The 22376-nt window shown below is 48.7% G+C and carries 21 protein-coding genes; 20 read left to right on the forward strand and 1 reads right to left on the reverse strand.

What is annotated here, in order from left to right; translation table 11 throughout:
- The first annotated feature begins 16 nt into the window (after positions 1-16).
- The 15 genes from GA520_RS20970 to GA520_RS21035 all read left to right on the forward strand — a co-directional run bounded on the left by GA520_RS20970 (position 17) and on the right by GA520_RS21035 (position 16317).
- Complete coding sequence (locus GA520_RS20970; protein WP_163337535.1) at positions 17-1363, forward strand: dihydrolipoamide acetyltransferase family protein; 1347 nt, start codon at positions 17-19, stop codon at positions 1361-1363.
- Positions 1364-1389: 26 nt separating this feature from the next.
- On the forward strand, positions 1390-2787 hold the full coding sequence (gene lpdA / locus GA520_RS20975) for a dihydrolipoyl dehydrogenase (RefSeq protein WP_163337536.1): 1398 nt from the start codon (positions 1390-1392) through the stop codon (positions 2785-2787).
- A 61-nt stretch (positions 2788-2848) separates the two neighbouring features.
- A complete protein-coding gene (locus tag GA520_RS20980; RefSeq protein ID WP_163337537.1) occupies positions 2849-3622 on the forward strand; it encodes an SDR family NAD(P)-dependent oxidoreductase in 774 nt (257 codons plus the stop codon).
- Between the two features lie 131 nt (positions 3623-3753).
- Positions 3754-4989 carry a Xaa-Pro peptidase family protein gene (locus GA520_RS20985; RefSeq protein ID WP_163337538.1) on the forward strand — a complete coding sequence of 412 codons (1236 nt, stop codon included), beginning with the start codon at positions 3754-3756 and terminating at the stop codon, positions 4987-4989.
- 185 nt (positions 4990-5174) lie between these two features.
- Positions 5175-5969 carry an SDR family NAD(P)-dependent oxidoreductase gene (locus tag GA520_RS20990; RefSeq protein ID WP_163337539.1) on the forward strand — a complete coding sequence of 265 codons (795 nt, stop codon included), beginning with the start codon at positions 5175-5177 and terminating at the stop codon, positions 5967-5969.
- 502 nt (positions 5970-6471) lie between these two features.
- Positions 6472-6948 (forward strand): VOC family protein, encoded by a 477-nt coding sequence (locus tag GA520_RS20995; protein ID WP_163337540.1) that lies wholly within the window; start codon positions 6472-6474, stop codon positions 6946-6948.
- 556 nt (positions 6949-7504) lie between these two features.
- Complete coding sequence (locus GA520_RS21000) at positions 7505-8467, forward strand: sugar ABC transporter substrate-binding protein (protein WP_163337541.1); 963 nt, start codon at positions 7505-7507, stop codon at positions 8465-8467.
- 399 nt (positions 8468-8866) lie between these two features.
- Complete coding sequence (locus GA520_RS21005; RefSeq protein WP_163337542.1) at positions 8867-9841, forward strand: ABC transporter permease; 975 nt, start codon at positions 8867-8869, stop codon at positions 9839-9841.
- A gap of 11 nt (positions 9842-9852) precedes the next feature.
- Positions 9853-10854, forward strand: coding sequence for an ABC transporter permease (locus GA520_RS21010; protein ID WP_163337543.1), 1002 nt, complete (start codon positions 9853-9855; stop codon positions 10852-10854).
- A complete protein-coding gene (locus tag GA520_RS21015; RefSeq protein WP_163337544.1) occupies positions 10851-12368 on the forward strand; it encodes a sugar ABC transporter ATP-binding protein in 1518 nt (505 codons plus the stop codon). Before GA520_RS21010 ends, GA520_RS21015 begins: the two co-directional genes overlap by 4 nt.
- Positions 12369-12701: 333 nt before the next feature.
- On the forward strand, positions 12702-13373 hold the full coding sequence (locus GA520_RS21020) for an AAA family ATPase (RefSeq protein WP_163337545.1): 672 nt from the start codon (positions 12702-12704) through the stop codon (positions 13371-13373).
- 53 nt (positions 13374-13426) lie between these two features.
- A complete protein-coding gene (locus tag GA520_RS27285; RefSeq protein WP_370362810.1) occupies positions 13427-13693 on the forward strand; it encodes an ATP-binding cassette domain-containing protein in 267 nt (88 codons plus the stop codon).
- A gap of 282 nt (positions 13694-13975) precedes the next feature.
- Complete coding sequence (locus GA520_RS21025; RefSeq protein ID WP_163337546.1) at positions 13976-14719, forward strand: hypothetical protein; 744 nt, start codon at positions 13976-13978, stop codon at positions 14717-14719.
- Between the two features lie 84 nt (positions 14720-14803).
- Entirely contained in the window at positions 14804-15487 is a 684-nt protein-coding gene (lipB, locus tag GA520_RS21030) for a lipoyl(octanoyl) transferase LipB (RefSeq protein ID WP_163337547.1), read from the forward strand.
- Positions 15488-15591: 104 nt separating this feature from the next.
- Positions 15592-16317: an alpha/beta fold hydrolase gene (locus tag GA520_RS21035; protein WP_163337548.1), complete on the forward strand. Its 726-nt coding sequence runs from the start codon at positions 15592-15594 to the stop codon at positions 16315-16317.
- Between the two features lie 234 nt (positions 16318-16551).
- Here GA520_RS21035 and GA520_RS21040 read toward each other — a convergent pair whose 3' ends face one another.
- Positions 16552-16731, reverse strand: coding sequence for a hypothetical protein (locus tag GA520_RS21040; protein WP_163337549.1), 180 nt, complete (start codon positions 16729-16731; stop codon positions 16552-16554).
- A gap of 279 nt (positions 16732-17010) precedes the next feature.
- Here GA520_RS21040 and GA520_RS21045 point away from each other — a divergent pair, with 279 nt between their 5' ends.
- From GA520_RS21045 to GA520_RS21065, 5 genes are all read left to right on the forward strand, one after another.
- A complete protein-coding gene (locus tag GA520_RS21045; protein WP_240910114.1) occupies positions 17011-17700 on the forward strand; it encodes a hypothetical protein in 690 nt (229 codons plus the stop codon).
- Positions 17697-19259: a nitrogen regulation protein NR(II) gene (locus GA520_RS21050; protein ID WP_163337550.1), complete on the forward strand. Its 1563-nt coding sequence runs from the start codon at positions 17697-17699 to the stop codon at positions 19257-19259. The genes GA520_RS21045 and GA520_RS21050 overlap by 4 nt, the downstream gene beginning before the upstream one ends.
- Positions 19260-19619, forward strand: coding sequence for a response regulator (locus tag GA520_RS21055; protein ID WP_163337551.1), 360 nt, complete (start codon positions 19260-19262; stop codon positions 19617-19619).
- A 193-nt stretch (positions 19620-19812) separates the two neighbouring features.
- Complete coding sequence (locus GA520_RS21060; RefSeq protein ID WP_163337552.1) at positions 19813-21927, forward strand: molybdopterin-dependent oxidoreductase; 2115 nt, start codon at positions 19813-19815, stop codon at positions 21925-21927.
- Positions 21924-22376, forward strand: a complete 453-nt coding sequence (locus GA520_RS21065; RefSeq protein ID WP_163337553.1) for a 4Fe-4S dicluster domain-containing protein — start codon at positions 21924-21926, stop codon at positions 22374-22376. The genes GA520_RS21060 and GA520_RS21065 overlap by 4 nt, the downstream gene beginning before the upstream one ends.

The following is a 22376-nucleotide window of genomic DNA, read 5'->3' on the forward strand; positions in this document are numbered from 1 at the left end:
AACAGGAGGAAGAACCGTGGCAGTAGAAATAGTCATGCCAAATCTTGGTATTACCGTCGAAAGTGGTCTTATTTCGGAATGGTTAAAAAATGAAGGTGATTCTGTTGAAAAAGGCGAAGGAGTCTTTGTGGTCGAATCCGACAAGGTCGCCACTGAAGTAGAGTCCCCGGCGTCAGGAGTTCTGGCGAAGATCCTGGTACCTCTCGATCAGGAAGTCCCTATCTTTACTGTTGTGGGGTTGATCGCTGAGCAAGGGGAGAATATCGCTGATCTTGATCTTTCATCTTATCTCACCACAGAAGCCGCTCAGGAAGTATCGTCTGAAGCCACCGCACCCGTTGAATCATCACCCGCTCCACAAGCAGCTGCCCCAACGCAACCAGCAGTCGGTGACGGCCGGGCAGTCCCGGCGGCCCGCAAACTCGCCGGTGACCATCAGCTTGATTTAACAGCATTACAAGGTTCCGGTCCGGAAGGCGTAATTTTACTAAAAGATGTTCAGGCGGCAGTTGCCAGTGGTACAGAAGCAAACCGTGCATCTACCCTTGCTACGCGTTTGGCTGCTACCGAGGATGTTTCTTTAGAGGATGTCACGGGCACCGGTGTTCGGGGGCGGATTATGCGCTCCGACGTTGAGGGTGTTCTTGGTGCAGATGCAGCCCAGGGGTTGAGCAAGATTATCCCCATGGATACCATGCGCAAGACCATTTCACGGCGTATGTCTGAAAGTGCATTTACGGCCCCTCACATCTATTTTTTCAGTGATATAGAGATGACACCGCTCCTGGATTTCCGCAAGCAACTTTTGCCGGACTTCGAGGAAAAGTACAACTTGCGGCCCTCAATAAATGACTTTTTGATAAAAGCAGTGTCGCTCAACATCCTTGAGTTTCCAATACTGAACGGCCAGCTTCATGAAGATGAAATCCACATCATGCCGGAAGTGAACGTTAGTCTTGCGGTTGCTCTGCCCAAGGGGCTTATTGTGCCGGCACTTTCTTGTACAGATCAAGCCAGCCTTGCTGAAATTGTAAACCAGAGAACTGATCTGGTGGCTCGTGCAAAGGATAGTCGACTAACCAGGGAAGAGCTTGCCCGTGGTACATTCACCATTTCAAGCCTGGCAATGTTTGATATTACTCATTTCACAGCTATTTTGAATCCGCCTCAAAGCGGTATCCTCTCTGTCGGTAAAACTCGTGATGAGCTGTATTTAGATACCGATGGCAGTGTGAAGAGTCGCAAGGTAGCTACTTTCGGTTTATCGGTGGATCATCGAATTATTGATGGCGCCACGGCTGCCGACTTCTTGCAGAATCTGAAAGCTAAGATGGAAAATCCAATTTTTACTTTCTTACATTAAAGGCCAAAAGTGAAGGACAAACTACCATGTATGATTTAGCGGTAATCGGAGGGGGCCCGGGAGGCTATGTAGCGGCAATTCGAGGAGCCCAGGAAGGATTAAAAACGATCTTGATTGAAAAAGATTCCTTTGGTGGTACCTGTTTAAATAGGGGATGTATTCCCACCAAAAGTTTTATCTATGACTCTAAACTTCTTGAGAAAGCACAAAATTCAGAAGTGCTGACCGGTACAGGGTCGTTGGCCATTGACGGTGCTAAATTGTTGGCACGAAAACAAAAGGTAGTCGCCCGACTTGTAGGTGGCTTAGGTGCCATAATAAAGAGCAATGGTATTGAAACAGTGCAGGGACTTGGCAGTCTGGAAGGTCCCGGAAAAGTTCGGGTCAGTAAAGCGGATGGATCATCTCAGCTTGTAGAAGCCCGCAATGTTCTGTTGGCAACCGGCTCCAGACCGTCGTTCCCACCGTTTATCGATATTGATGGAGAGCATGTCCAGACAACGGATGAAGCCCTGAATAGCGACACCATTCCAAAAGATGTGTTGATTATCGGTGGTGGCGTTATCGGTGTGGAAATGGCAACCATTTATCTCAATTTAGGAGCCCAGGTAACTATTGTGGAAATGCTCCCTGATATCCTTATGACTGAAGATAAGGATGTTCGCGATAGCCTGTTAAAACTCCTTAAACAACGCGGGGCCAAGATTCATCTGAACGCCAGTGTTAAGGCGATTGCTCGTGAAGGTGATACCGTTCAGTCTCTTTTTGCGGACTCGGAAGGTGCTGAACACAAGGTACAAACCGAACGCGTGCTGGTAGCCACCGGGCGTGGACCGGTTTTGGACGGGATTGATGTTGAAAAGCTTGGGCTGCAAATGGAAGGTCCATACGTCAAGATTAATTCTTCCTGTATGACCAATTTACCTAATGTATATGCCATTGGAGATCTGGTCGGGGGTATGATGCTGGCGCATAAAGCCTCAGCGGAAGCCGAAGTAGCTGTAGAACATATGCTGGGGCAACAGAGAACACTCAACCCAAGATTTATTCCCCGGTGCATTTGGGGAGTGACGGAAGTAGGAGCAGTAGGTTTGACGGAAGAGGAGGCAAAGGCTGCTGGTTATTCCATCAAGGTAGGTAAGTTTCCTTATGCAAACAGTGGTGCGGCCCAGGCTATGGGTGATGATCATGGGTTTGCTAAAATTGTGGGAGATGCGACCACCGGAGAAATCCTCGGCGTCCACATCGTGGGAGAGCATGCCACTGACTTGATAAGTGAGGCGGTGACAACAATGAAAATGGAGGGAGCGGTGGAGGATCTGTTTCAGGCAGTTAAGCCACATCCCACAGTGAGTGAGGTCGTCTTGGAAGCTGCTTTGGATTGGAGTGGAATCGCAATCCATGCACCCCGCAGGAGGGAATAACTGTCGCGGAAAGGCCGATAATAATTGGGTATGACACTGTTTCAAAAGGGAGGATATTTACATGGATTTAGGCTTAAAAGGCAAAATTGCAATCGTAACCGGCGGTTCCGCAGGTATCGGACGAGGTATTGTGGAGCGGCTGGTTCAGGAAGGTGCAATTGTAACAATTGTTGATATCAACATTGCTGAAGCTGAAAAGACCGCTACGGAGATTGGTGGTGATACCCAGGCCATAAAGATGGACATCACTAACAAAAATGAAGTCGAATCCGTTGTCGATAAGGTTATTGAAAAATTCGGCAGGATCGACATTCTTGTCAATAATGCCGCGCTGAGCTGGCCTCGGCTCTTCATTGAAATGACAGAAAAAGAATGGGATCATATGTGTGCCGTGAACTTGAAAGGGGTTTATCTGATTTCGCGCCCGGTACTGTCAAACATGGTGAAGCAGCGATACGGTAAAATTATCAGCATTTCTTCGATCGCCGGAAAAGAGGGAATCGCCAAGTTTTCCCATTACTCCGCTACTAAATTTGCTGTGATTGGACTGACCCAGGCCCTGGCACACGAGTATGCCGAATATGGCGTAAATATCAATGTTGTTTGCCCTGGAGTGGTGCGAACCCCTCTATGGGAAGATCAGCTGCCGGGAATGGCCGAGGAACAGGGCAAATCCACAGAACAGGTCTTTCAGGAGTTTTGCGAACCGATTCCCTTCAAGCGACCTCAAACCCCTGAAGACATCGGTAGCATGGTATCGTTCCTGGCATCCGACTTAGCGAAAAATATTACCGGCCAATCAATTAACGTCACCGGCGGATGGCACATGCATTAGGGGAAAGCTCTCCATATTGCAAGAGAAACCATTCTTATTGCTGGTGGCAAGGAAATGCACTGTTGTACAGAGACTGATCCACACAGAAAGAAGACTCACTCAGTATGACATACAATTAACAGGAGATCATAATGACCCTAGGAACCATGGCGACCGATTGTGAAATTAGAATTGACTATGCGAAATTAAGAAAAGATCGTCGCCAAAAAATGAACGATCAGCTGAAGAAAGATGGATTGGCAGCGATACTGTGTTTTGATCCCGACACTATTCGCTATATTACCAGTACAAAACTCAATGATTGGACGAACAACAAGCTTGCCCGGTCAGTCCTTTTTGTCGCGGATCAGGAACCCATTCTGTTTGAAGTGGGAAGCGCTATTGAAACCAAGAAAAAGATGTCTCCCTGGATTAAGGATAACATTTATCCTTTCATTGGTGGAATGCGTGGTTCTTTCCCGGAACCTGTTGTTAAGGAAAACGCCAAAAAATTTGCCAATGTTATTTTTGATTGGCTCAAGAAGTTCGGTGTCGAAAATGAGCCCCTGGGAATGGACATCACAGAAATTCCATTTCTGCGGGCGCTTGAGGCTACAGGGGTACAGGTGGTTGATGCCCAGCAGACGGTTCTCAATGCTGAAGCAATTAAGACTCCTGAGGAGGTTGAGCTGATTGAAACCTCTATCGCTATAGTCGAAGCGGCTTTCTGGGAAGTAATCAGTACTGTCCGTCCTGGTATGCGTGAAAACGAAATTAACGGCATGATGCGCAACACTATGTATAGGCTGGGTGCTGAAGAAATCCAGAATATCAACGTCATTTCCGGCAACCGCTCCTATCCGCATCCTCACGATGCTTCGGATCGTTTTCTGCGCATGGGGGATATGCTCTTTATCGATGTAGTATCTGTTTTCAACGGCTATAAGACGTGCTACTACCAGACATTTGTTATCGGCAAACCATCCCAAAAACAGCTCGAAGTTTACAAGAAGGCGTATGACTGGCTCTTTGCAGGTATTAACCTGATCAAGCCGGGTGTCAGTACTCAGGAGGTCATCAAGGCCTGGCCAACCGCCCAGGAGCTTGGTCTTGCAAGTGAAGGTGAAGCATTTGCTCTGCAGTTAGGCCATGGTATTGGCATTACCCACTGGGCTAAGCCGGTAATAACAAGGTTGTTTTCTGATGAATACCCGGAAATAATTCAGGAAGGAATGGTTTTTGCGCTCGAAACGTACGCAGGCTCCGGAAATGATGGTGCAAGAATTGAAGAGATGGTTGTTGTCACCAAAGATGGTAACCGGCTTTTAAGTAAGTTCCCTTCCGAGAAACTGATCTCATGCCCCTGTGTTGGAAATTTGCTGCCGTAATGACGGATATTCCGACCAGAGAAAGCCAGTCGGCTTTTACAACAGCAAGGTGTCGCATCTTGAATTTACTCTGCTGACTGAGCAGTGAAATAAAGACCCACGAGATGGGGAGTAATGTCCAAAGAATACTATTGGAAGATTGAAAAGAGTAATGTTCCGCATCAACCAATAAAGGAGAATGAAAAATGAGTGATTTTCGCAGTGTAAAAGGAAAAGTAGCCATCGTAACCGGAGCAGCCAGGGGAATAGGTTTTGGCGCTGCAGAAACCTTGGCCAGTGAAGGTGTTCATGTGGTAATGAGCGATATTTTACCGATCCTGGACGAGTCGTGTAAAAAAATTCAGGATGCCTTCCCTGATGTGCAGGTTTATGCCAAATCCGCCGATGTATCTGATGAAATGGCAGTCAAAGCACTTGTAGATTTTACCGTAGAAAAATTCGGTAAGCTCGACATTATGTTCAATAATGCAGGGATGCATATGGACACCGGTGCTGTTTGGGAGACTGACATGGCCAAGGTGGACAAAATTTTGGGCGTAAATCTCAAGGGTGCTTTTCATGGCTGCAAGTATGCTGCTCAACAAATGATCAAACAGAAGAGCGGTACTATTGTCAACACAGGTTCATTTTTTGGAAAAGTTGGTCATGCTCTATCTGCAACTTACGGAGCATCAAAAGGCGGTATCCACACAATGACCCAGTCGTTGGCACTGGAACTGGCACCATACAATGTCAATGTTAACGCTATATGTCCCGGTCTTGCAGCATCGGAAATGCATTGGGCATTTGTCGAGGAAGATGCCAAAGCACGTGGCATTACCTTTGAAGAGATGAAGCAACTCGAGTTGGAGGAAATTCCGCTGAGTCGATACGGGTATGGTTCTGATATGGCTGGTGTTATCATGTGGCTTGCCTCTAAATCCGGTGAATATGTTACCGGTCAGCTCATCAACGTTAATGGTGGTTTGGATTTCACTTAAAAACTAGATTGACAACCAGTTAATCAACTCAAAATACTCACATCTGATGTCACTGGAACTTTGTCCTGGAAGGTGACCGGGACAAATGGTGGAAGTGTCAGGTGTGAGTAAAAGAGTAATCACCCATTAGTGATGGTTAAAATTTTGTAGATATTAAAGTTGAGGAGATGACTGATATGATCCTGTTCAAAACCCGTACCAGAAAAAATGTAAAGTTGATATTCTTCTCAATCTCTTAACTAGATAGTAAATATGGCATATTCACTACAGTATAACCTCAACAATATTGCATCTAACCTGCAAAATATTGTGAAGCATTCAGAAACAGGGAACTCCATCTACTTTTGTCTCCCATGTGTCTACGCTGGTATGCAGCATTGCCTCATTCGGAACCATTTTTGATTCATTGATTTTCTTCAACAGTCATTTTTCATCATATATACATTTAAAGATCTAATTATATCGATCAGTACCAACTTGAGAGTTAATAAGGAGAATTAATATGGAAAATACCACGCCAAACTTCATAGAACATGTTGGTATCATTGTTAGTGATATGGATCAGGCCATCGATTTCTACTGTAATACTTTGGGCTTTGAACTGGTTCAAAGGGTAGACAATTGCTCCGGTGAAACTGTTGAGAAAGGTGTCGGCATTCCCGGTGCCAAAATCATGCTGGCACATCTGAGGTTAGGAGAGTCAAAAACTATTATTGAATTATTACATTACACTAATCCCCAAAGTAAACCCATGCCTTCTGATGCAAAAAGCAACGACATAGGTGTTGGCCATGTTGCGTTTAATGTGGATGACCCTGATGCTTATTTTGAGCAGCTCAAGGCGAAGGGGGTGGAATTTATTTCCCCTGGTGTAATGGATTCTTCCACCGGTGAAAGGTTCTGTTACTTTTATGGTTTCGACAGAGTTGTTCTAGAGTTTATCAAGCCCCCTAAAGGTCCCTTAAAAGATTTGAAATAGAAGAATAATCTATAAAGAGAAAGTCTGGAGATCCTATTCGTTTTTTCTATTTGGAGTCCTTATGACCGGGTTGACCGGGACACTGTCCCATATTCAAACACCTTTTCGCGATTTGGACACATTGTGCAACAGAGTGTGAAAAGCGTGGTGAAAATAACTACATAATAACAACAATTTAAGGGTGAGATGCCTTGTTGGTGAAGATGTGGTTTGTGGCACAGAGTGTGCAAGTATATGCGCATATGCCGGAAGCCAGCCGAAATGAGACATAGTCGCCAATTTAACGATCGGTAAAGTAGAAACATTTTGGAGGACGATTGATGGCGGCAGAGTTATTCAGTAGCAGATTGCCGCCCCATTTCCAGTCTTTGAGCAGGGAGTTGACCAGGCATAAAAGAGGAAGGTTAGTAAGGCTAAGCCGACAAATGAAAAGACTGGAGATCAGGTTGTTTTCGAATACAGGTCAAAGGGGAAAGATGCTTCACAGCGCCGCGGGTGCGATCCCCGGAAAAGCAGTATGCTTTCAGTGATTCATAACTCAATGGGAGGAGACACAATGAAAAATTGGATTTTTGCCAGCACGACCGTAACCACAGCAATTGCAGGGCTCATCATCGCGGGGACCGCGGCGGCCGATACCTACAAGATTGGAATCACGCAGAACAATGTCGGCGTCGACAGTTACCAGACGACCTATGAAAAAGCCTTCATAGCGGCAGCAGAAAAAAACGATAATGTCGAGGCGGTTGTGCTGGACGCAGGCGGCGACGTGGCCCGCCAGATCGCCCAGGTCGAAGACCTGATCCAGCAGAAAGTTGATGCTATCATCATCTGGCCAACCAACGGCAAGGCCGTAATTCCCGCCGTTCGCAAGGCCCACCAGGCTCATATCCCTGTGGTCGTCACCAACTCGAACATCTCGAAGGAGGGATTCGATTTCGTCGCCTCCTTCTCCGGCCCTGACAACATCACCCAGGGCTTGCGAGCGGCCGAGATAATGTGCGACAAGTTCAAGGATATGGGAATCGAGAAAGAGGCGAAGATCCTCCAGATCTCGGGTCAGCCCGGTTACACTACTGCTATCGAACGTGCCAAGGGTTTCGAGGATCGTCTGCCTGAGGTCTGCCCGAACGTGGACCTGGTTGAAACGCAGCCGGGTGACTGGAACCGCGAAAAGGCGCAGAAGGTGATGGAGGCGTTCCTTGTCAAGTATGATGACATCGACGGCGTCTATGCCGGCGATGATAACATGGGCGTGGGCGCGCTCAACGCTGCCAAGGCCGCCGGCCGCGAAGGGATAATCTTCGTCGGCGCCACCAACTTCGCGGTTGGATACGAGGCAATGGGCAAAGGAGAATACTGGGGTTCGATCTACCAGTCTCCGGTCGACGACGCGGAAGCAGCTCTCAAGACAGCGCTCGACATCCTCAACGGCAAGGACGTTCCTTTCCTGAACTACTTTGACACGCCGAAAATCACCCAGGACAACATGGGCAAGTTCACCAAGCCCGTCTTCTAAGAATATGTGGGATGCGCAGGCCCTTCGGGGCCTGAGCACTTTTTCGTCACAGTTGAACAACTGGGAGGAAATGCTTTGGGCAGCTCCCGGGTCTCAGACAGAGCCTGTCTTATTTACGGAGCGGTGCAGGTTTATCGGCCGCACATAAGGGGGCGCTTCTCGATGAGGGTACAGCTGTCTTGTTTTTTTGAAATCCCCGGCGACAAGACCACTGAGGTCGTGATATTGAACCGGTAACGCGTCCCGGGGTTAAATGGAAAGACGATATCCTCCGTCGTCGAATAGAATGATCTGGAAAACAGATCGATCTAGAGTCGACAGACAGGATATCAAATTCAACATTACCGCCATATACACGCTAATGAATTATCTTGATGATCGGAAGAGGGAGGAAGGCAAATGGCTGAAATAAAGTTGAGGTCCGCCGGCAGGATTCTGGCCCGGCAGGGCATCCTGGTCGCGTTCGCGATCTTCATGATAGGGTTCGCACTGGCCAATGATCGGTTCCTGGACGTAGATAACATCCTCGGCGTCATCCGGTCTTCAGCGATCATTGGCGTGATGGCGCTCGGTGTCACATTTGTGGTGATCAGCGGCAATCTCGATCTGTCGGTCGGTTCGCTGATGTCGTTCTCTACGATCGTGGTACTGGACCTTCATGACAAGATCGGGCCCGGCCTTGGGATATTGGCCATGTTCGCCATGACCCTCACCATAGGGGCACTAATCGGATTCCTGGTGGGTTATCTCAGGCTCAACTCTCTAATTGTAACCCTCGGCATGCTCTCGGCTATCCACGGTCTCACCCTCACCTATTCGGGCGGCAAGAACATGGATATCGCAGACAAGCAGGGCACCTGGTTCAGCTTCTACGGCCAGGGTACAGTGATGGGCATTCCGGTGCCGATTCTGATCTTAGTCATCCTTGCAGTTGTGCTGTCTTTTCTGCTGGGCAAGACGCCCTTCGGCCGCAAGATCTATGCCGTGGGCGGTAACGGTGTGGCGGCCACGTTCTCGGGTATTCCTCGGGCCCGAACCGTCTTCAACTGCTATCTCATTTCGTCCTTCTGCGTCGCCACCGCCGGCCTCATCCAGGCCAGCCGCAGTCTCGGCAGCCAGAACACCGTGGGCCAGGGCCTGGAGTTGCAGGTTCTCGCTGCGGTTATCCTCGGGGGGGCATCGCTTCTGGGCGGGTCCGGCACCGTCATCAAGACCGTCATCGGGGTACTGATTCTCGGCTTCATCCAGAACGGCCTGCTTCTGGTCGGACTGGAATTCTACTTCCAGTACGTCGTCACCTGGGCCATCATCATCCTGGCCGTCTGGCTGGATATTGCGGTTAAACGGGGTCATCTCTGGTCGCCGATTGCTTGAGGATAAAGACAATGCATAAAAACGTACTCAAGAAACACGCCAAGGACGGCGCGATCTGGGGCTTCATCGTGCTCGAGCTGGTCTTCTTTGGCATCGCGGGCGAATACTTGTCGATGACGGACACCGTGTTCCTCGCCCCTGACAACATGATCCTCCTGCTCAAGCAGGCGGCACCGCTGGGGATCATCGCGCTCGGTATGACAATAATTATGATCAACGGCAATATCGATCTTTCGGTCGGGGCCACCTTCGCGCTCTGCGCAATCGTGATGCTGGACTCGATGACCTGGCCCATCCTGGCACCGCTCGGCGACTGGGCGATTCCTTTCGCCTGGGGACTGGCACTGCTGACCGGCATGCTCATGGGGCTCATCAACGGGCTTATTGTGTGGAAGACCGGCGTCGATGCCTTCATTGTCACGTTGGGCGCAATGCTGGGATTCCGCGGGCTTGTGTTCATGTATAACGGCGAACAGCCCACCTTTCACCTGAACTGGACTATGGTGGATATCGCCGAATCGAAGCCGCTTGGAATCCCCCTGCAGATTCTCGTTTTCGGGGTCTGCGTCGCCATCGTCTGGTGGATCATGAACCGTACGGTGCACGGCCGCAATGCTTATGCCATCGGTTCCAACCGCGAGGCTGCAGTCAATGCCGGCATCAAGGTCGGACCACACATGCTGCTTAATTACGTATTGATCGGCTTTCTCGCCGCGCTCAGCGCGATCACCTTCTATTCCGAATCCGGTTCGGTCAATCCCAATGACGGCATGCTCTACGAGTTGTGGGTCATCACCGCGGTGGTGCTGGGCGGCACCAAGCTGACTGGCGGCAAGGGCTCGATCATTGCAACGGTTGGCGGCATCCTGGCGATCCAGCTAATGCGCAAGGGGCTGGGCTTTATCGGTGCCGACACGGCGATGGTGAATCTCGTCATCGGCTCGATCCTGATCGCCGTGCTCTACCTGGACAAGCAGCTGAACCGCAAAGGCGAAGAGGAGCTTAAGATATGACTAGCGAACAAATACCAGCCCTGCGTCTGCAGAATATCGTAAAGACATTCCCTGGTGTGCGCGCTCTAGACGGTGTCTCCTTCACTGTCATGCCCGGCGAGGTGCACGCTCTGATGGGCGAGAATGGCGCTGGAAAATCAACTTTGATGAAAGTGCTGGGTGGAATTTACTCGCCCAATGAGGGACAGATCTTCATCGAGGAGCAGCCGACTGTTATGAATTCTCCGCTCTACGCCAAGGCTAAGGGCGTGGTCTTCATCCACCAGGAATTAAGTCTTGCCGAGGAGCTGTCGGTGGCCGAAAATGTCTACCTGGGCGAGCTGCCGCGTAAATCCTTTGGCCGGGTGGACTGGAGCAAACTCTATGCTGATACCGGCGCCATCCTGGAGCGGCTCAATGTGGGTTTTGGGCCGAAGGACATGGTGACGGACCTGTCAATTGCCAACAAGCAGATGGTCGAGATAGCTCGTGCCCTGACGGTAGAGGCCAAGGCGGTGATCTTTGACGAACCCACGGCATCGCTCACTGATGCCGAAAAATCGGTGCTCTTTGATGTGATCGAGGATCTCAAGAGCCGGGGGGTGGGGATCGTCTACATCTCCCACCGCATGGAAGAGATTTTCCGTATTTCCAACCGGGTGACCGTGCTGCGCGACGGGCAGTATCGCGGTACTGTCAACACCTCTGAGACCAACGAGGATGAGGTAACCAACCTGATGATTGGGCGCAGTCTCGACCTGTCGAGCGACATCGAACACGTCAAGCTGGGTGATGTGGCGCTCGAGGTGCGTGGGCTGTCCTGCGGCAAGCTCTATCAGGATATCAGCTTCGAGGTCCGCGAGCGTGAGGTCGTGGGCTTCTATGGGCTTGTAGGCGCAGGACGCACGGAGATCGCCGAAACGCTCTTCGGGCTGCGCAACCCTTCTGATGGGACGATTCTGCTATATGGCGCGGAGGCGACCATCAACTCGCCGTCTGAGGCGATCGAGGCCGGTATCTCGCTGGTGCCGGAAGATCGTAAGGGGCAGGGACTGATAGTGGGCATGAATTGCCGCGACAACATGACCCTTCCGCAGGTCGATGACATGACCGCGGGTCCATTCGTCAGCAATGGTGCGGAGGTGGCGATCTTCGACCAGTACCGCGATAAGCTCAATATCAAGACGCCGGGCTGGCGGCAGCAGGTCGGCAACCTCTCGGGCGGCAACCAGCAGAAGATTGTCATCGGTAAATGGTTGTCGATGCATCCCAAGGTGCTGATCGTGGACGAGCCTACCCGCGGTATCGACGTGGGCTCCAAGTCGGAGATACACAAACTGATCCGCGAACTGGCCGCGCAGGGTTACGCCGTCATTGTCATCAGTTCGGAAATGCCCGAGGTTCTACGAGTCTCGGACCGCATCATCGCTATGTTTCACGGTCGGATCATGCGCACCTTTACTGCCGACGAGGTAACCGAGGACAACCTTGTGCAGGCGATTTCCGGAATTACGCCGGAGGAGGACGCAGCCTGATGCGCGGAACATGAGGTGGCAGTCAGGAACCGCTTGGCCGAAAAGTCTGAGAATCTCACTGGCGGACTGCGCCGTGCGTAAACACGATTGGCGCTGGCTGCCGGACCCGATGTGATGATCAGGCTGCTGGCCGACTCTCCCTCGTTCGAACCGTTGCTTCGGTTTCAATTGCTCTATCGTGTGAATACTGTTTTGTTTGATAGCGGGCACACTTTTTTGCTGCCTGGTTTTTGGTCTTCTATGAAAGTCTCATTTTTTAATAAACCACTGATTAGTTGTGACTGTATTGGCTCGTGACTAAAACAACCTGAATGAATTTAGAAAGGAGACGTTATGTCTGTTGTGACTATTTCTGGGCAAGTAGGTTCCGGCTATACTGTTTTTGCTGAAAGGTTAGCTAAAACAATAGGGTATAAATTAGTTGACCGCGATGTTTTCGAGACAGTACTAATTGAATATGGATTTGTAGATATTGAAGAACTGCTTGATACACCTCCAAGTATATTTGAACGACTGGGAGGGGATAGACATGAAGCAATCGCTTTATTGAATAATATGTACCATTGTTTTGCCAAGCAGGACAATCTTGTCATTGCAAGTAGGCTGGCTTACCTTTTACTCCATAAGTATATTAACGTTTTAAATGTGTTTCTAGAGTCTCCTCTGGAAGAACGAATACAAAATGTCATGAAGATGAGACAGGTGGATGAGGTTGAAGCTGAAAAAATAGTGATATATAATGAGAATGTCAGAATAAAACTAATTGAATCATTTTACCATGAAAAGTGGGATTCCTTTCTACCGTTCTCTCTGGTTGTAAATACCCATAAAATCGGTCTAGATTTGACTGAGAATCTCATAGTGGAAGCTGCTTCAAAGCTTGGTACACAGGACCATCATATAAAAATGCAGGAAAAAGGAGCATACTCAAGCATTCATGATATTGAAACGGACTCTGTTTTAGAGAATGTCGTCAAGAAGGTGTTGTCAGAACGTGAGTATTAGGAAGTGTGGCTTTAACCTTTATAAATGGGAAATTTCTCTCTAACCTGCCATATATGCGTAGGTCTGGTTTTCTCCAGTTTAAAAAACGTGACTCGATTTACTCAGAATATGCAGAGAAACTTTCCTTTAGTAACCCGAGCCCTCAACAGTATGTAGGAAAATTAAGCGGTGGCAATCAACAGAAAATAGTTATTGGTAAGTGGATGGCCTTGAACCCAAAGCTTCTGATACTTGATGAGCCAACGCGGGGTATTGACGTAGGGTCAAAATCTGAGACCCACAAGCTTATTGGAGAAATGGCCAGAGAAGGATTGCTGTGATTGTAATTTCATCAGAAATGCCTGAAATAATAGGTGTCAGTTGACCGTATTATTTCAATACTTGAAAGAGAGATCACAGGTGAGTCATAAGAGGTGATGTCTCAGAAAAAAAATTACTTCACGCTTGTACCTAGCGCCATAATGGAGTCTTTTGGCCAGAATATCGTGATTATATCAGTTCGGTACCTCACACCGATTTTCCTGATCTGACCGAAGATAGCATTTGTCTCAAACTGCCATTCTTGGAGGATCTTCTAGTGATATTTTACTGGTTATTTACCTATGGATTTGGCCTGCGCTGAGGAGAATAGTCCTCTCTATATTACCAAGATCGAAAATCAATGGCTGAAAGGCTGGTTATCGCTGGCCGGTATCGAAATTGGAGACCCTGTATGGAAGCTATCTAATATTGGGGATGGAGGTCCAGTTTGGGTAGAAGGTCAATGGGGGCACGTTGTAGTCGGAGTCCAATATAGCTCGGAACTACTGGTGGAAAAACCTTCCGGGGAAGTTTGCACTTTAGACTTGCTTCCAGAGGGTGTAGAAAGCAAAGTAAATCATTATAAAAACCGAAATTCGTATGAAATGTTCCGAGAGGCCAGCAACCTCAAAAGAGGAACAACCCTGCATGTAAAAAGAAAATTCAAGAGGCTGAATTTTCATGTAATTATTGCAGATGAAATTGTTCATATAAGTGATGAAATTGCATTTAACATATGGGGTAAAACTGTTGAAACTGGTGAAACCTGGGTCCAGTTGGGCGCAATTTATGTCGGTCAGCAATTCTTCCCATGTTATTGTAGTAGAGATGGAGTAGCCAGAGATTTTTTTGAACAATTGAAGCCGGAGAGTAATCCTCATATAACGATAAAAGAAATAGTTTCTAATGGTAAAGATGAAGATGATATATCCCCTTGCCTGATAAAAAGTGAATCAGGAAACATTATTACCTTAGAAACAGTTTCCGCAGCAAAGATCAAAGTGCGGCCATGCGACATATGCTGGTCATGTGGTGTATGCAAATGAGACTATTCTCACATGCCAGACCAAGTCACTGCAAAACCAAATCAAGTTCAACAATATTCCAGATGGGGGCGCATTGAGATGAAAATGTCAGCACGTATCGCCTACCTAGGCGTTACCGACTATGCAGAGATTCATGCATTGCAGGTTTGCCTGACAAGCAAGAGGAGGGATGACACCATTCCGTTTGACATATTTTTAGTGACGGAACATAGAGATACCTTCACTTTAGGTCGAAGTGGTGGACGAGAGAATTTAATGGTCTCAGAACAGTTTCTTCGCGAAAAAGGAATACCCTTGGTGCAGGTTGAACGCGGAGGGGACATAACGTACCATGGTAGAGGGCAATTGGTCATATATCCAATATTTCATATGCGTAAGGCTGGTCTTACCGTTTCTGAATATGTTTACCGTATGGAAGAGTTAATGATAAAGTTGGCGGCTGAAAACGAGGTTCATGCAACAAGGTCTTCACGCAATCATGGTGTCTGGGTACAGGAAAAAAAGCTCGGCAGTGTTGGTATTGCCGTTCGTCACGGTGTTGCTTTTCATGGTTTGGCGCTCAATGTTAATATAAATCTTGAACCTTTTTTCTGGGTCAACCCGTGTGGTCTTACCGGTGTACAGATGACCTCACTTAGCAATGAACGTGGTAAAGAGATTCTTATCGAAGATATAGAGACGGATCTTGGCAAGCACATCAGTAGCGTATTTACATGTTCAATAACACAAATAGCAAAGGATCATCCTGATATCGCAAGGCACGAATAACCTTACTTCTTGACATGGGAGGGTAACTAAAATACCACATGCAGCTCTTTTCCTATAAAATAGGTGTGGGATTTCCGATCATTATCCTTCATGGACTTTTCGGCATGTCTGATAATTGGTTCACCATCGGTAAAAGTCTTGTCCCAAAAGGTTACGCTGTTCATTTACTTGATATTCGTAACCATGGTCAGTCACCACACATGCCAACACATTCATATCAAAATATGTGCGACGATCTTTTAGGTTATCTCGCACAGCAAAATCTAAACGAAGTAAACATTATTGGCCATTCTATGGGAGGTAAGGCCGCCATGTTTTTCGGACTTCTTTACCCCGAAAAAATTAAAAACCTTGTCGTGGTCGATATTGCGCCCTCACATTACACAAATCATAACGTTGCTTTCCATTCAACTATAATCAAGAATCTTATGGAGCTCGATCTTTCTACCTATCATAACAGACGGGAAATTATGGAGGAAATGGAAAGGCGTTTTAAAGATCGAACTCTAGTGTTGTTTCTTGGGAAAAATATAATGCGAGACAAGAAAAATAATTTTAGATGGAAACTAAATCTTCCTGTCTTGCTCAAGTCTCTTCCAGATCTTTCCGCAGGATTTGATAAACAAGGGAAAGAGGTTCATTCTACCCCAAGAACTTTGTTTGTACGTGGAGAGAATTCAGATTACATCCTGCCGAAACACGAACCGGACAGAATGCACTATTTCCCCAGATCCAGTATCAGCACCATAGAGAACGCAGGCCATTGGTTACACATGGAACAGCCAAAAAGACTCATCATGGTTCTTTCAACTTTTCTCGCTGAAGAATAAAGAATGTTATTCTGAGCCATTGGCTCTTGTTCGACAGTAGTAGGCTTGCATTTTTTCAACAGCTATATAGAACACGAAATACATGCATAGTGCCTACAGATTATAAAATAATGTCGACTTAGCTGTGTTTTCTTTGCCAAAAGCTCTTCATGTGTTCCACTTTTTGCTGTCAGTGTGGTTCTAACTTACCACACTGTCCCCGCTGGTCCAGAATGAAAGATGCAACAATAATACTCAAAGCGATCCATGTAGCAACTGCATCAAATCAATCCCCCCTGCGACCATGAAATCGAAGGGCGGCCAGTCGAACTCGTTTGAAACGGTAATTTCGGGATGAGCCCGAATCCACATTCGCTCCTCTTCGGTCAGCTCAATAGAGGGTTCGATGGTTGGCGAACCTTTCATCTGTGGCATTGGGGATTCGGCAAAACATGGTTCCCCGACGGCCAGGATCAAAATAACAGACAGAAAAAGACAGGTAAAGGTGGTTTCATGATGGATTTTTTCAGCATATTTTTTTTATAGCACGCCCCCCCCTTTTGTGTCATCCGCAGCATGCAACCTTATTGATGCCCCAATGAGTCAATTATTTTCCGGTACAACCAATATTATCATAATAAATCAAACACATAATCAGGTGCAACAAAAATGGAGCACCCCTGATCCACTGTAGCCAATACGCACTTTTAGCGTATGTTTACAACTACTTATTCAGCTTCTATTGATTCCGACAGCCGTGGCGCATCTTTTTTGTTGCGCCTTTTCGTGCCAAAAACGGACCTGATAGAAACCATGAATTTCATTCGCCGGATATTCACCCCCCGCATTACACTGTTTTCAATGGAAATGATTATCCACCTACGTACCTTACGCCATTCCGGCACACATGATGCATTGTTAGATATCCAAAGGGCAATTATGATCAACAAACACTTCTTACTGATAAGTACAACACTCCTCCTGATTTTCTTCGGAACAGGTGATGCACAGGCGCTCCAGACCCATGGGGAACCTGAGGGAATATATGTGCACCAGATGGCGCACATCCTCTTTATGACGGCCCTCATCTACCTGTACTGGCACACCCGGAAAACCCAGGAGACCTCCTCCAGGGGCTGGAAATATTTCCAGTTGTTTTGCATTTTTTTAATTGGCTGGAACATTCTCGCCTTCACCGGTCATGAGACTTTTGGATATCTCAAAGATAGCGATTTCATTTTACAGGATACCTGGCAGGCCAGACTGGCCCCTCCAATAGACTTTACTGAAGTACTCTATTACATCACCAAAATGGATCACTTTCTCATTGTTCCGGCACTGCTGGCCCTGGTGATCAGCCTGAGAACTTTTTATCTCGAAGCACGCAGGGAGGCAGAAAAATGAACGGCCTCTCTCTGGCGCCTGCAGTAACCGTCGAATTTGTCGGCTCTGCCCTTGTTATCCTGCTCGCCTTTGTTGCTCTGGGTTATGCCAGAGCGCTTATCCGACTGGAACCGGACAACTTTATCTGGGGGTTTCTCTGGTATTTCAGCATTGCCCTTGCAGCCTTTGCTATCTCACGAGGTGTGGGACACATCATCCGTATAAGTCTCGTCTATTCCAACCAGCGTGAGTTATGGACACAACTTTCGCCCTACTCAGGCGGCTTCAACACCATGCTGATGATTTCCGTTGCAGCAGTTACCATCTATTACCACAAAGGGCTCGCCGCCTATAAAGCGATACGCTCGGAGGCTGAAAAACTGGCCGAGGCCAATCGGCAACTCGAAGCCAGCGCCGATCAGTTGCAACGGTTAAACACCAACCTCGAAGGTATAGTCGAGGACCGCACCAGGGATCTCTCAGACTCTGAAAAGAAGTTCAGAAACTTTTTTGAGAACTCAAAAGATATTGTCTATTTCTGCGATCTTGAAGGCACCATTACCAACATAAACAGCAGCGGCATCCGGATGCTCGGTGCAGAAAATAACAATGAACAGATAAATTTTCACCAGTTGTTCCGTGACCCGGAAGTACTGAAACAGTACCTCTCAGAAATACAGTCCAAGGGCTATGTAAGCGACCTTGACATGGAATGTATCGGCAAGGACGGCACGATACGCCACATTCTTCTCGCGGCCAACGCCAGTATGGGAGCTGACGGTACCATGATCGGCTACGAGGGTATCGGCAAGGACATGACCCGCCTTCGCACTATTACCGAACAACTTATCAACCACGAAAAGATGGCCTCGGTGGGAGAGATGGCCGCCGGCGTCGCCCATGAGATCAACACACCTCTCGGCATCATCCTCGGGTATACCCAACTAATGATGGACGATTTTGCCGAGGATTCGGAGCCCTATTCCACCATGCTGGTAATCGAGCGCCAGACCAAAGTGTGCCGCCGGATCGTCGCCGACCTGCTGAAGTTCTCCCGCCAGGCAGAAAGCCAGAAAACATCTATCAACCTCAATGAAATAATAAGGGAAGTCCTGGCTGTTACCGAGCACACCCTCAACATCAACAAGATCACTATTCAACGCCGGTTTGCAGAAGGGCTTCCACAGGTCACGGGTGATGCAGAGAAATTGCACCAGGTATTTATCAACCTGTTCAATAACGCCCAGTATGCAATGGCTGATGGTGGGGATATCACCATTATCACCTCCTCTGCAACTGATACCGTCAGGGTGTCGGTCATAGACACCGGAACCGGTATCAATGAGACCATAAAGAACAGGATATTTGACCCGTTTTTCACCACCAAGGAAGTTGGAAAAGGAACAGGCCTCGGGCTTTCCGTCACGTATGGCATCATCCAGGAACATAACGGCACCATAGAGGTGGAAAGCCCGGTGACCAGCAATCAGGATGGTGAACCACGACAGGGAACCGCCTTTCATATTACCCTCCCCGTTTTAACTGAAGAGACAGAACAAACCGCAAAGGAGCAGGAATAAATGGCTGAGATACTCGTACTCGACGATGTGCAGGACGCCGTCATACTCATCAGGAAAATTCTCGAACGCAAAGGCCATTCGGTACATGCCTTCACCGAGGAAGAAGAGGCTCTATCATTTGCCGGGTCCAACCATGTCGATCTTGCCATACTCGACATCAAGCTGAAGAAGATGAGCGGCATTCAGGTTCTGGAACAGCTGAAAAAAACCGTACCAGCCATGAAAGCGATCATGCTCACCGGCTACCCAACCATTGAAACGGCTCGGGAAGCGCTCGAACTCGGTGCTGGAGAATATTGTGTAAAACCAATAGACAAGCAGGAACTGGAAGAAAAGGTGGCGCAGATTCTTGCCGCCTAAGTCCGTCATCCAAAGGAGATATTTTCGCAAAAACGTATCTCTACTTACTTAGATAGACTCTGGAAAAAGGTTGATATACGAGGCGTAGAGTCTGAAAAGGCGATTTGGCAGTACATATGGTACGGCTAATTGCCGCTTCAGACCTACAACGAAGTAAATCAGACTTTTTACGAGTTTACCAAGGGAGAGTTTAATGAAAAAGTCAGTCTACTCCATGTGCGGCATGTGTACTGTCCGCTGCCCTATCCGGGTGGAGTCCGAAAACAACAAGGTAACCTGGATTGAAGGGAACCAACACCTCATTGGCGGTGCGCTCTGTGCCAAGGGTTCTGCCGGTCCGGCCCTGATGGAAGATAGTGAGCGTCCCCATAAGCCGCTCATCCGCGTCGGCGCCCGGGGCGCAGGCCAGTGGCGGGAAGCCGACTGGGAAGAGGCACTTGATTACGTTGCCGATAAAATGAGTGCGATCAAGGATAAATACGGACCGGAGTCCATGGTCCTGTCATCCCGTGGCGGTCCCTGGCAGGGACTCTACAAGGCCTTTATCCACGCCTTCGGCTCACCGAACTACACCAATCATGATTGTACCTGCGGCCGGAATACCCACCACGCAAGTCTCTCTATAAACGGGGTAGGCAGAAAAGGGTTCGCCTACGACATCAAAAATGCCAAGCACCTGGTGCTGTTCGGGCGCGATATGTTCTCTGCCCTGCGCCTCGCTGAAAATCACCAGACCCTGGACATGCTCGAAAACGGTGGCCGTCTCACCTACGTGGATGTCCGGCAGACCATGACCGGTGCCAAAGCCACCCGCTTCTTCCAGGTACGGCCGGGTACCGATTATGCGCTGGCACTCGGAGTTATCCACCAGGTTATCAAAAAGGAATATATCGACAAGGACTTCCTTGAAAAATATGTGACCGGCTTCGATCAGCTTTGTGAGTTCATCAAGGACTACACACCGGCCTGGGCGGCCAAGGAATGCGATGTGAAGGAAAAAGATATCCTCGCATTCGTCGAAGAGATCGGAGAAGACAGGCCGAAGGTCATCTTTCATCCGGGCTGGAACCTAGCTCGTTATAAAGACTCTTTTTATGCCAGCAGGGCCATGCATATCCTGAATGTGCTGATGGGCAATATCGAGCTGAAGGGCGGCCTGTTCATTCCCAAGGGAGCAGGCGATGCAGGTAAAAAGGGGATTCGCCAGATCGACTGCCCCAAACCGGATATCAAGCGGGGAGACGGCGTCGGCTGGGAGTTTAACCATTTCGACAAAGGACCGGGGCTCGCCCACCTCTTCTTTAACAGGATGATCGCTGAGGATCCGTACCCGATCAAGGGCTGGATCGCGATGCGGCACGACCCGTTTGTCGGAATGCCGGATCCCGAGAAGCAAAAGCAGGCCATGGACAAGTGTGACCTGCTTGTTTCCATCGATGTCAACTACAGTCAGTTTGGCTGGTATTCCGACGTCATCCTGCCGGAATCGACCTACCTGGAGAGGGACACCCCAATCTGCCAGCAAAAGGGTCTCAAGCCGCGACTGACCCTGCGTCGCAAGGCCATTGAACCTATCTACGGCACCCTTTCATCCTGCGAGATCTTCACCCAGCTTGCGGGCCGTCTGGGTCTGCAGGAGACCTTCCCGTTTACAACCATGGATGAGTTATGGAACTGGCAACTTGAACCCACCGGCTATACCATGGCCGATTTTGACGAAAAAGGTTTCATCAGCCTCTCTGATGACCCTATTTTCCATGATCGCGACAACCTGGACGGACAGTTCAAGACCCCAAGCGGCAAAATCGAGCTTATGAGTGAGAAGCTTGATAACGCCGGGCTCCCCTCACTTAAGCCTTTTGAAACACCGGAGAAACCGGAAAAAGGCATGTTCCGGTTGATTTATGGAAAAACCGCTGTGCACACCCAGGGACACACCATGAACAACCCGCTGCTCTCTGAGTTAATGCCCACCAACTCGCTGACTATTAACACCAAGAAGGCCAAAAAACTCGGCATAAATGAGGGCGACCTGGTCGAGATCGCCTCTGCAGACAGGTCGTACTGCGCCACTGTGGCCGCACACATCAGTGACCACATCCACCCGGAGGCAGTCTTCACCGTACATGGATTCGGTCGCGACATTCCGCGCCAGACCCGCAGTTTTCTGGCAGGAGTGGCCGACCAGAAGCTCATGGTCGGCAAACTCGATGACTGGGACAAAGCCGGGGGCGGCGTCAATCTATGTGAAGTATTTGTCTATGTAAAAAAGAGCATCCGCAACCGCACGAGGAGGGTTGAACTGTGAAAAAATATATGATCCACCTCAACAGCCGCCGCTGTGTAGCCTGCCATGGCTGTGAAGTCCACTGCAAGGTCAACAAAAACCTCCCCATTGGCCCGTTTCTCTGTGCCATAGAAACGACTCCGCTGGTAAAGGTGGGTGGGGTCCCCAAATTGGAGATAACCTTTTCCCACTGCCGTCACTGCGATGAGCCGATGTGCGTACCGATCTGTCCAACCGACGCGATGGTACAGCGGGATGACGGCATCGTTTATATCGACCAGGAGAAATGCATTGGCTGCATGGCCTGTGCCAAAGCCTGCCCATGGGATATACCCGTGCCCAACCCCGACGATGGCAAGGCCGTCAAATGCGACTTCTGTATGGACCGCCTTGATGCCGGCCTCAAACCGGCCTGTATCGCCAAGTGTGCGACCCATGCCCTGAAACTGCTGGTGCTGGAAGAAGCATAA

The sequence above is a fragment of the Desulfopila sp. IMCC35008 genome, assembly GCF_010646885.2.
Lineage (GTDB): Bacteria > Desulfobacterota > Desulfobulbia > Desulfobulbales > Desulfocapsaceae > Desulfopila.

Bases quoted from the DNA above. Each gene is read 5' to 3' on its own strand.
- lpdA (WP_163337536.1), top strand. From the start codon at position 1,390: ATGTATGATTTAGCGGTAATCGGAGGGGGCCCGGGAGGCTATGTAGCG.
- GA520_RS20980 (WP_163337537.1), top strand. From the start codon at position 2,849: ATGGATTTAGGCTTAAAAGGCAAAATTGCAATCGTAACCGGCGGTTCC.
- GA520_RS20985 (WP_163337538.1), top strand. From the start codon at position 3,754: ATGACCCTAGGAACCATGGCGACCGATTGTGAAATTAGAATTGACTAT.
- GA520_RS20990 (WP_163337539.1), top strand. From the start codon at position 5,175: ATGAGTGATTTTCGCAGTGTAAAAGGAAAAGTAGCCATCGTAACCGGA.
- GA520_RS20995 (WP_163337540.1), top strand. From the start codon at position 6,472: ATGGAAAATACCACGCCAAACTTCATAGAACATGTTGGTATCATTGTT.
- GA520_RS21000 (WP_163337541.1), top strand. From the start codon at position 7,505: ATGAAAAATTGGATTTTTGCCAGCACGACCGTAACCACAGCAATTGCA.
- GA520_RS21005 (WP_163337542.1), top strand. From the start codon at position 8,867: ATGGCTGAAATAAAGTTGAGGTCCGCCGGCAGGATTCTGGCCCGGCAG.
- GA520_RS21010 (WP_163337543.1), top strand. From the start codon at position 9,853: ATGCATAAAAACGTACTCAAGAAACACGCCAAGGACGGCGCGATCTGG.
- GA520_RS21015 (WP_163337544.1), top strand. From the start codon at position 10,851: ATGACTAGCGAACAAATACCAGCCCTGCGTCTGCAGAATATCGTAAAG.
- GA520_RS21020 (WP_163337545.1), top strand. From the start codon at position 12,702: ATGTCTGTTGTGACTATTTCTGGGCAAGTAGGTTCCGGCTATACTGTT.
- GA520_RS27285 (WP_370362810.1), top strand. From the start codon at position 13,427: ATGCGTAGGTCTGGTTTTCTCCAGTTTAAAAAACGTGACTCGATTTAC.
- GA520_RS21025 (WP_163337546.1), top strand. From the start codon at position 13,976: ATGGATTTGGCCTGCGCTGAGGAGAATAGTCCTCTCTATATTACCAAG.
- lipB (WP_163337547.1), top strand. From the start codon at position 14,804: ATGTCAGCACGTATCGCCTACCTAGGCGTTACCGACTATGCAGAGATT.
- GA520_RS21035 (WP_163337548.1), top strand. From the start codon at position 15,592: ATGTCTGATAATTGGTTCACCATCGGTAAAAGTCTTGTCCCAAAAGGT.
- GA520_RS21040 (WP_163337549.1), bottom strand. From the start codon at position 16,731: ATGCCACAGATGAAAGGTTCGCCAACCATCGAACCCTCTATTGAGCTG.
- GA520_RS21045 (WP_240910114.1), top strand. From the start codon at position 17,011: ATGTTTACAACTACTTATTCAGCTTCTATTGATTCCGACAGCCGTGGC.
- GA520_RS21050 (WP_163337550.1), top strand. From the start codon at position 17,697: ATGAACGGCCTCTCTCTGGCGCCTGCAGTAACCGTCGAATTTGTCGGC.
- GA520_RS21055 (WP_163337551.1), top strand. From the start codon at position 19,260: ATGGCTGAGATACTCGTACTCGACGATGTGCAGGACGCCGTCATACTC.
- GA520_RS21060 (WP_163337552.1), top strand. From the start codon at position 19,813: ATGAAAAAGTCAGTCTACTCCATGTGCGGCATGTGTACTGTCCGCTGC.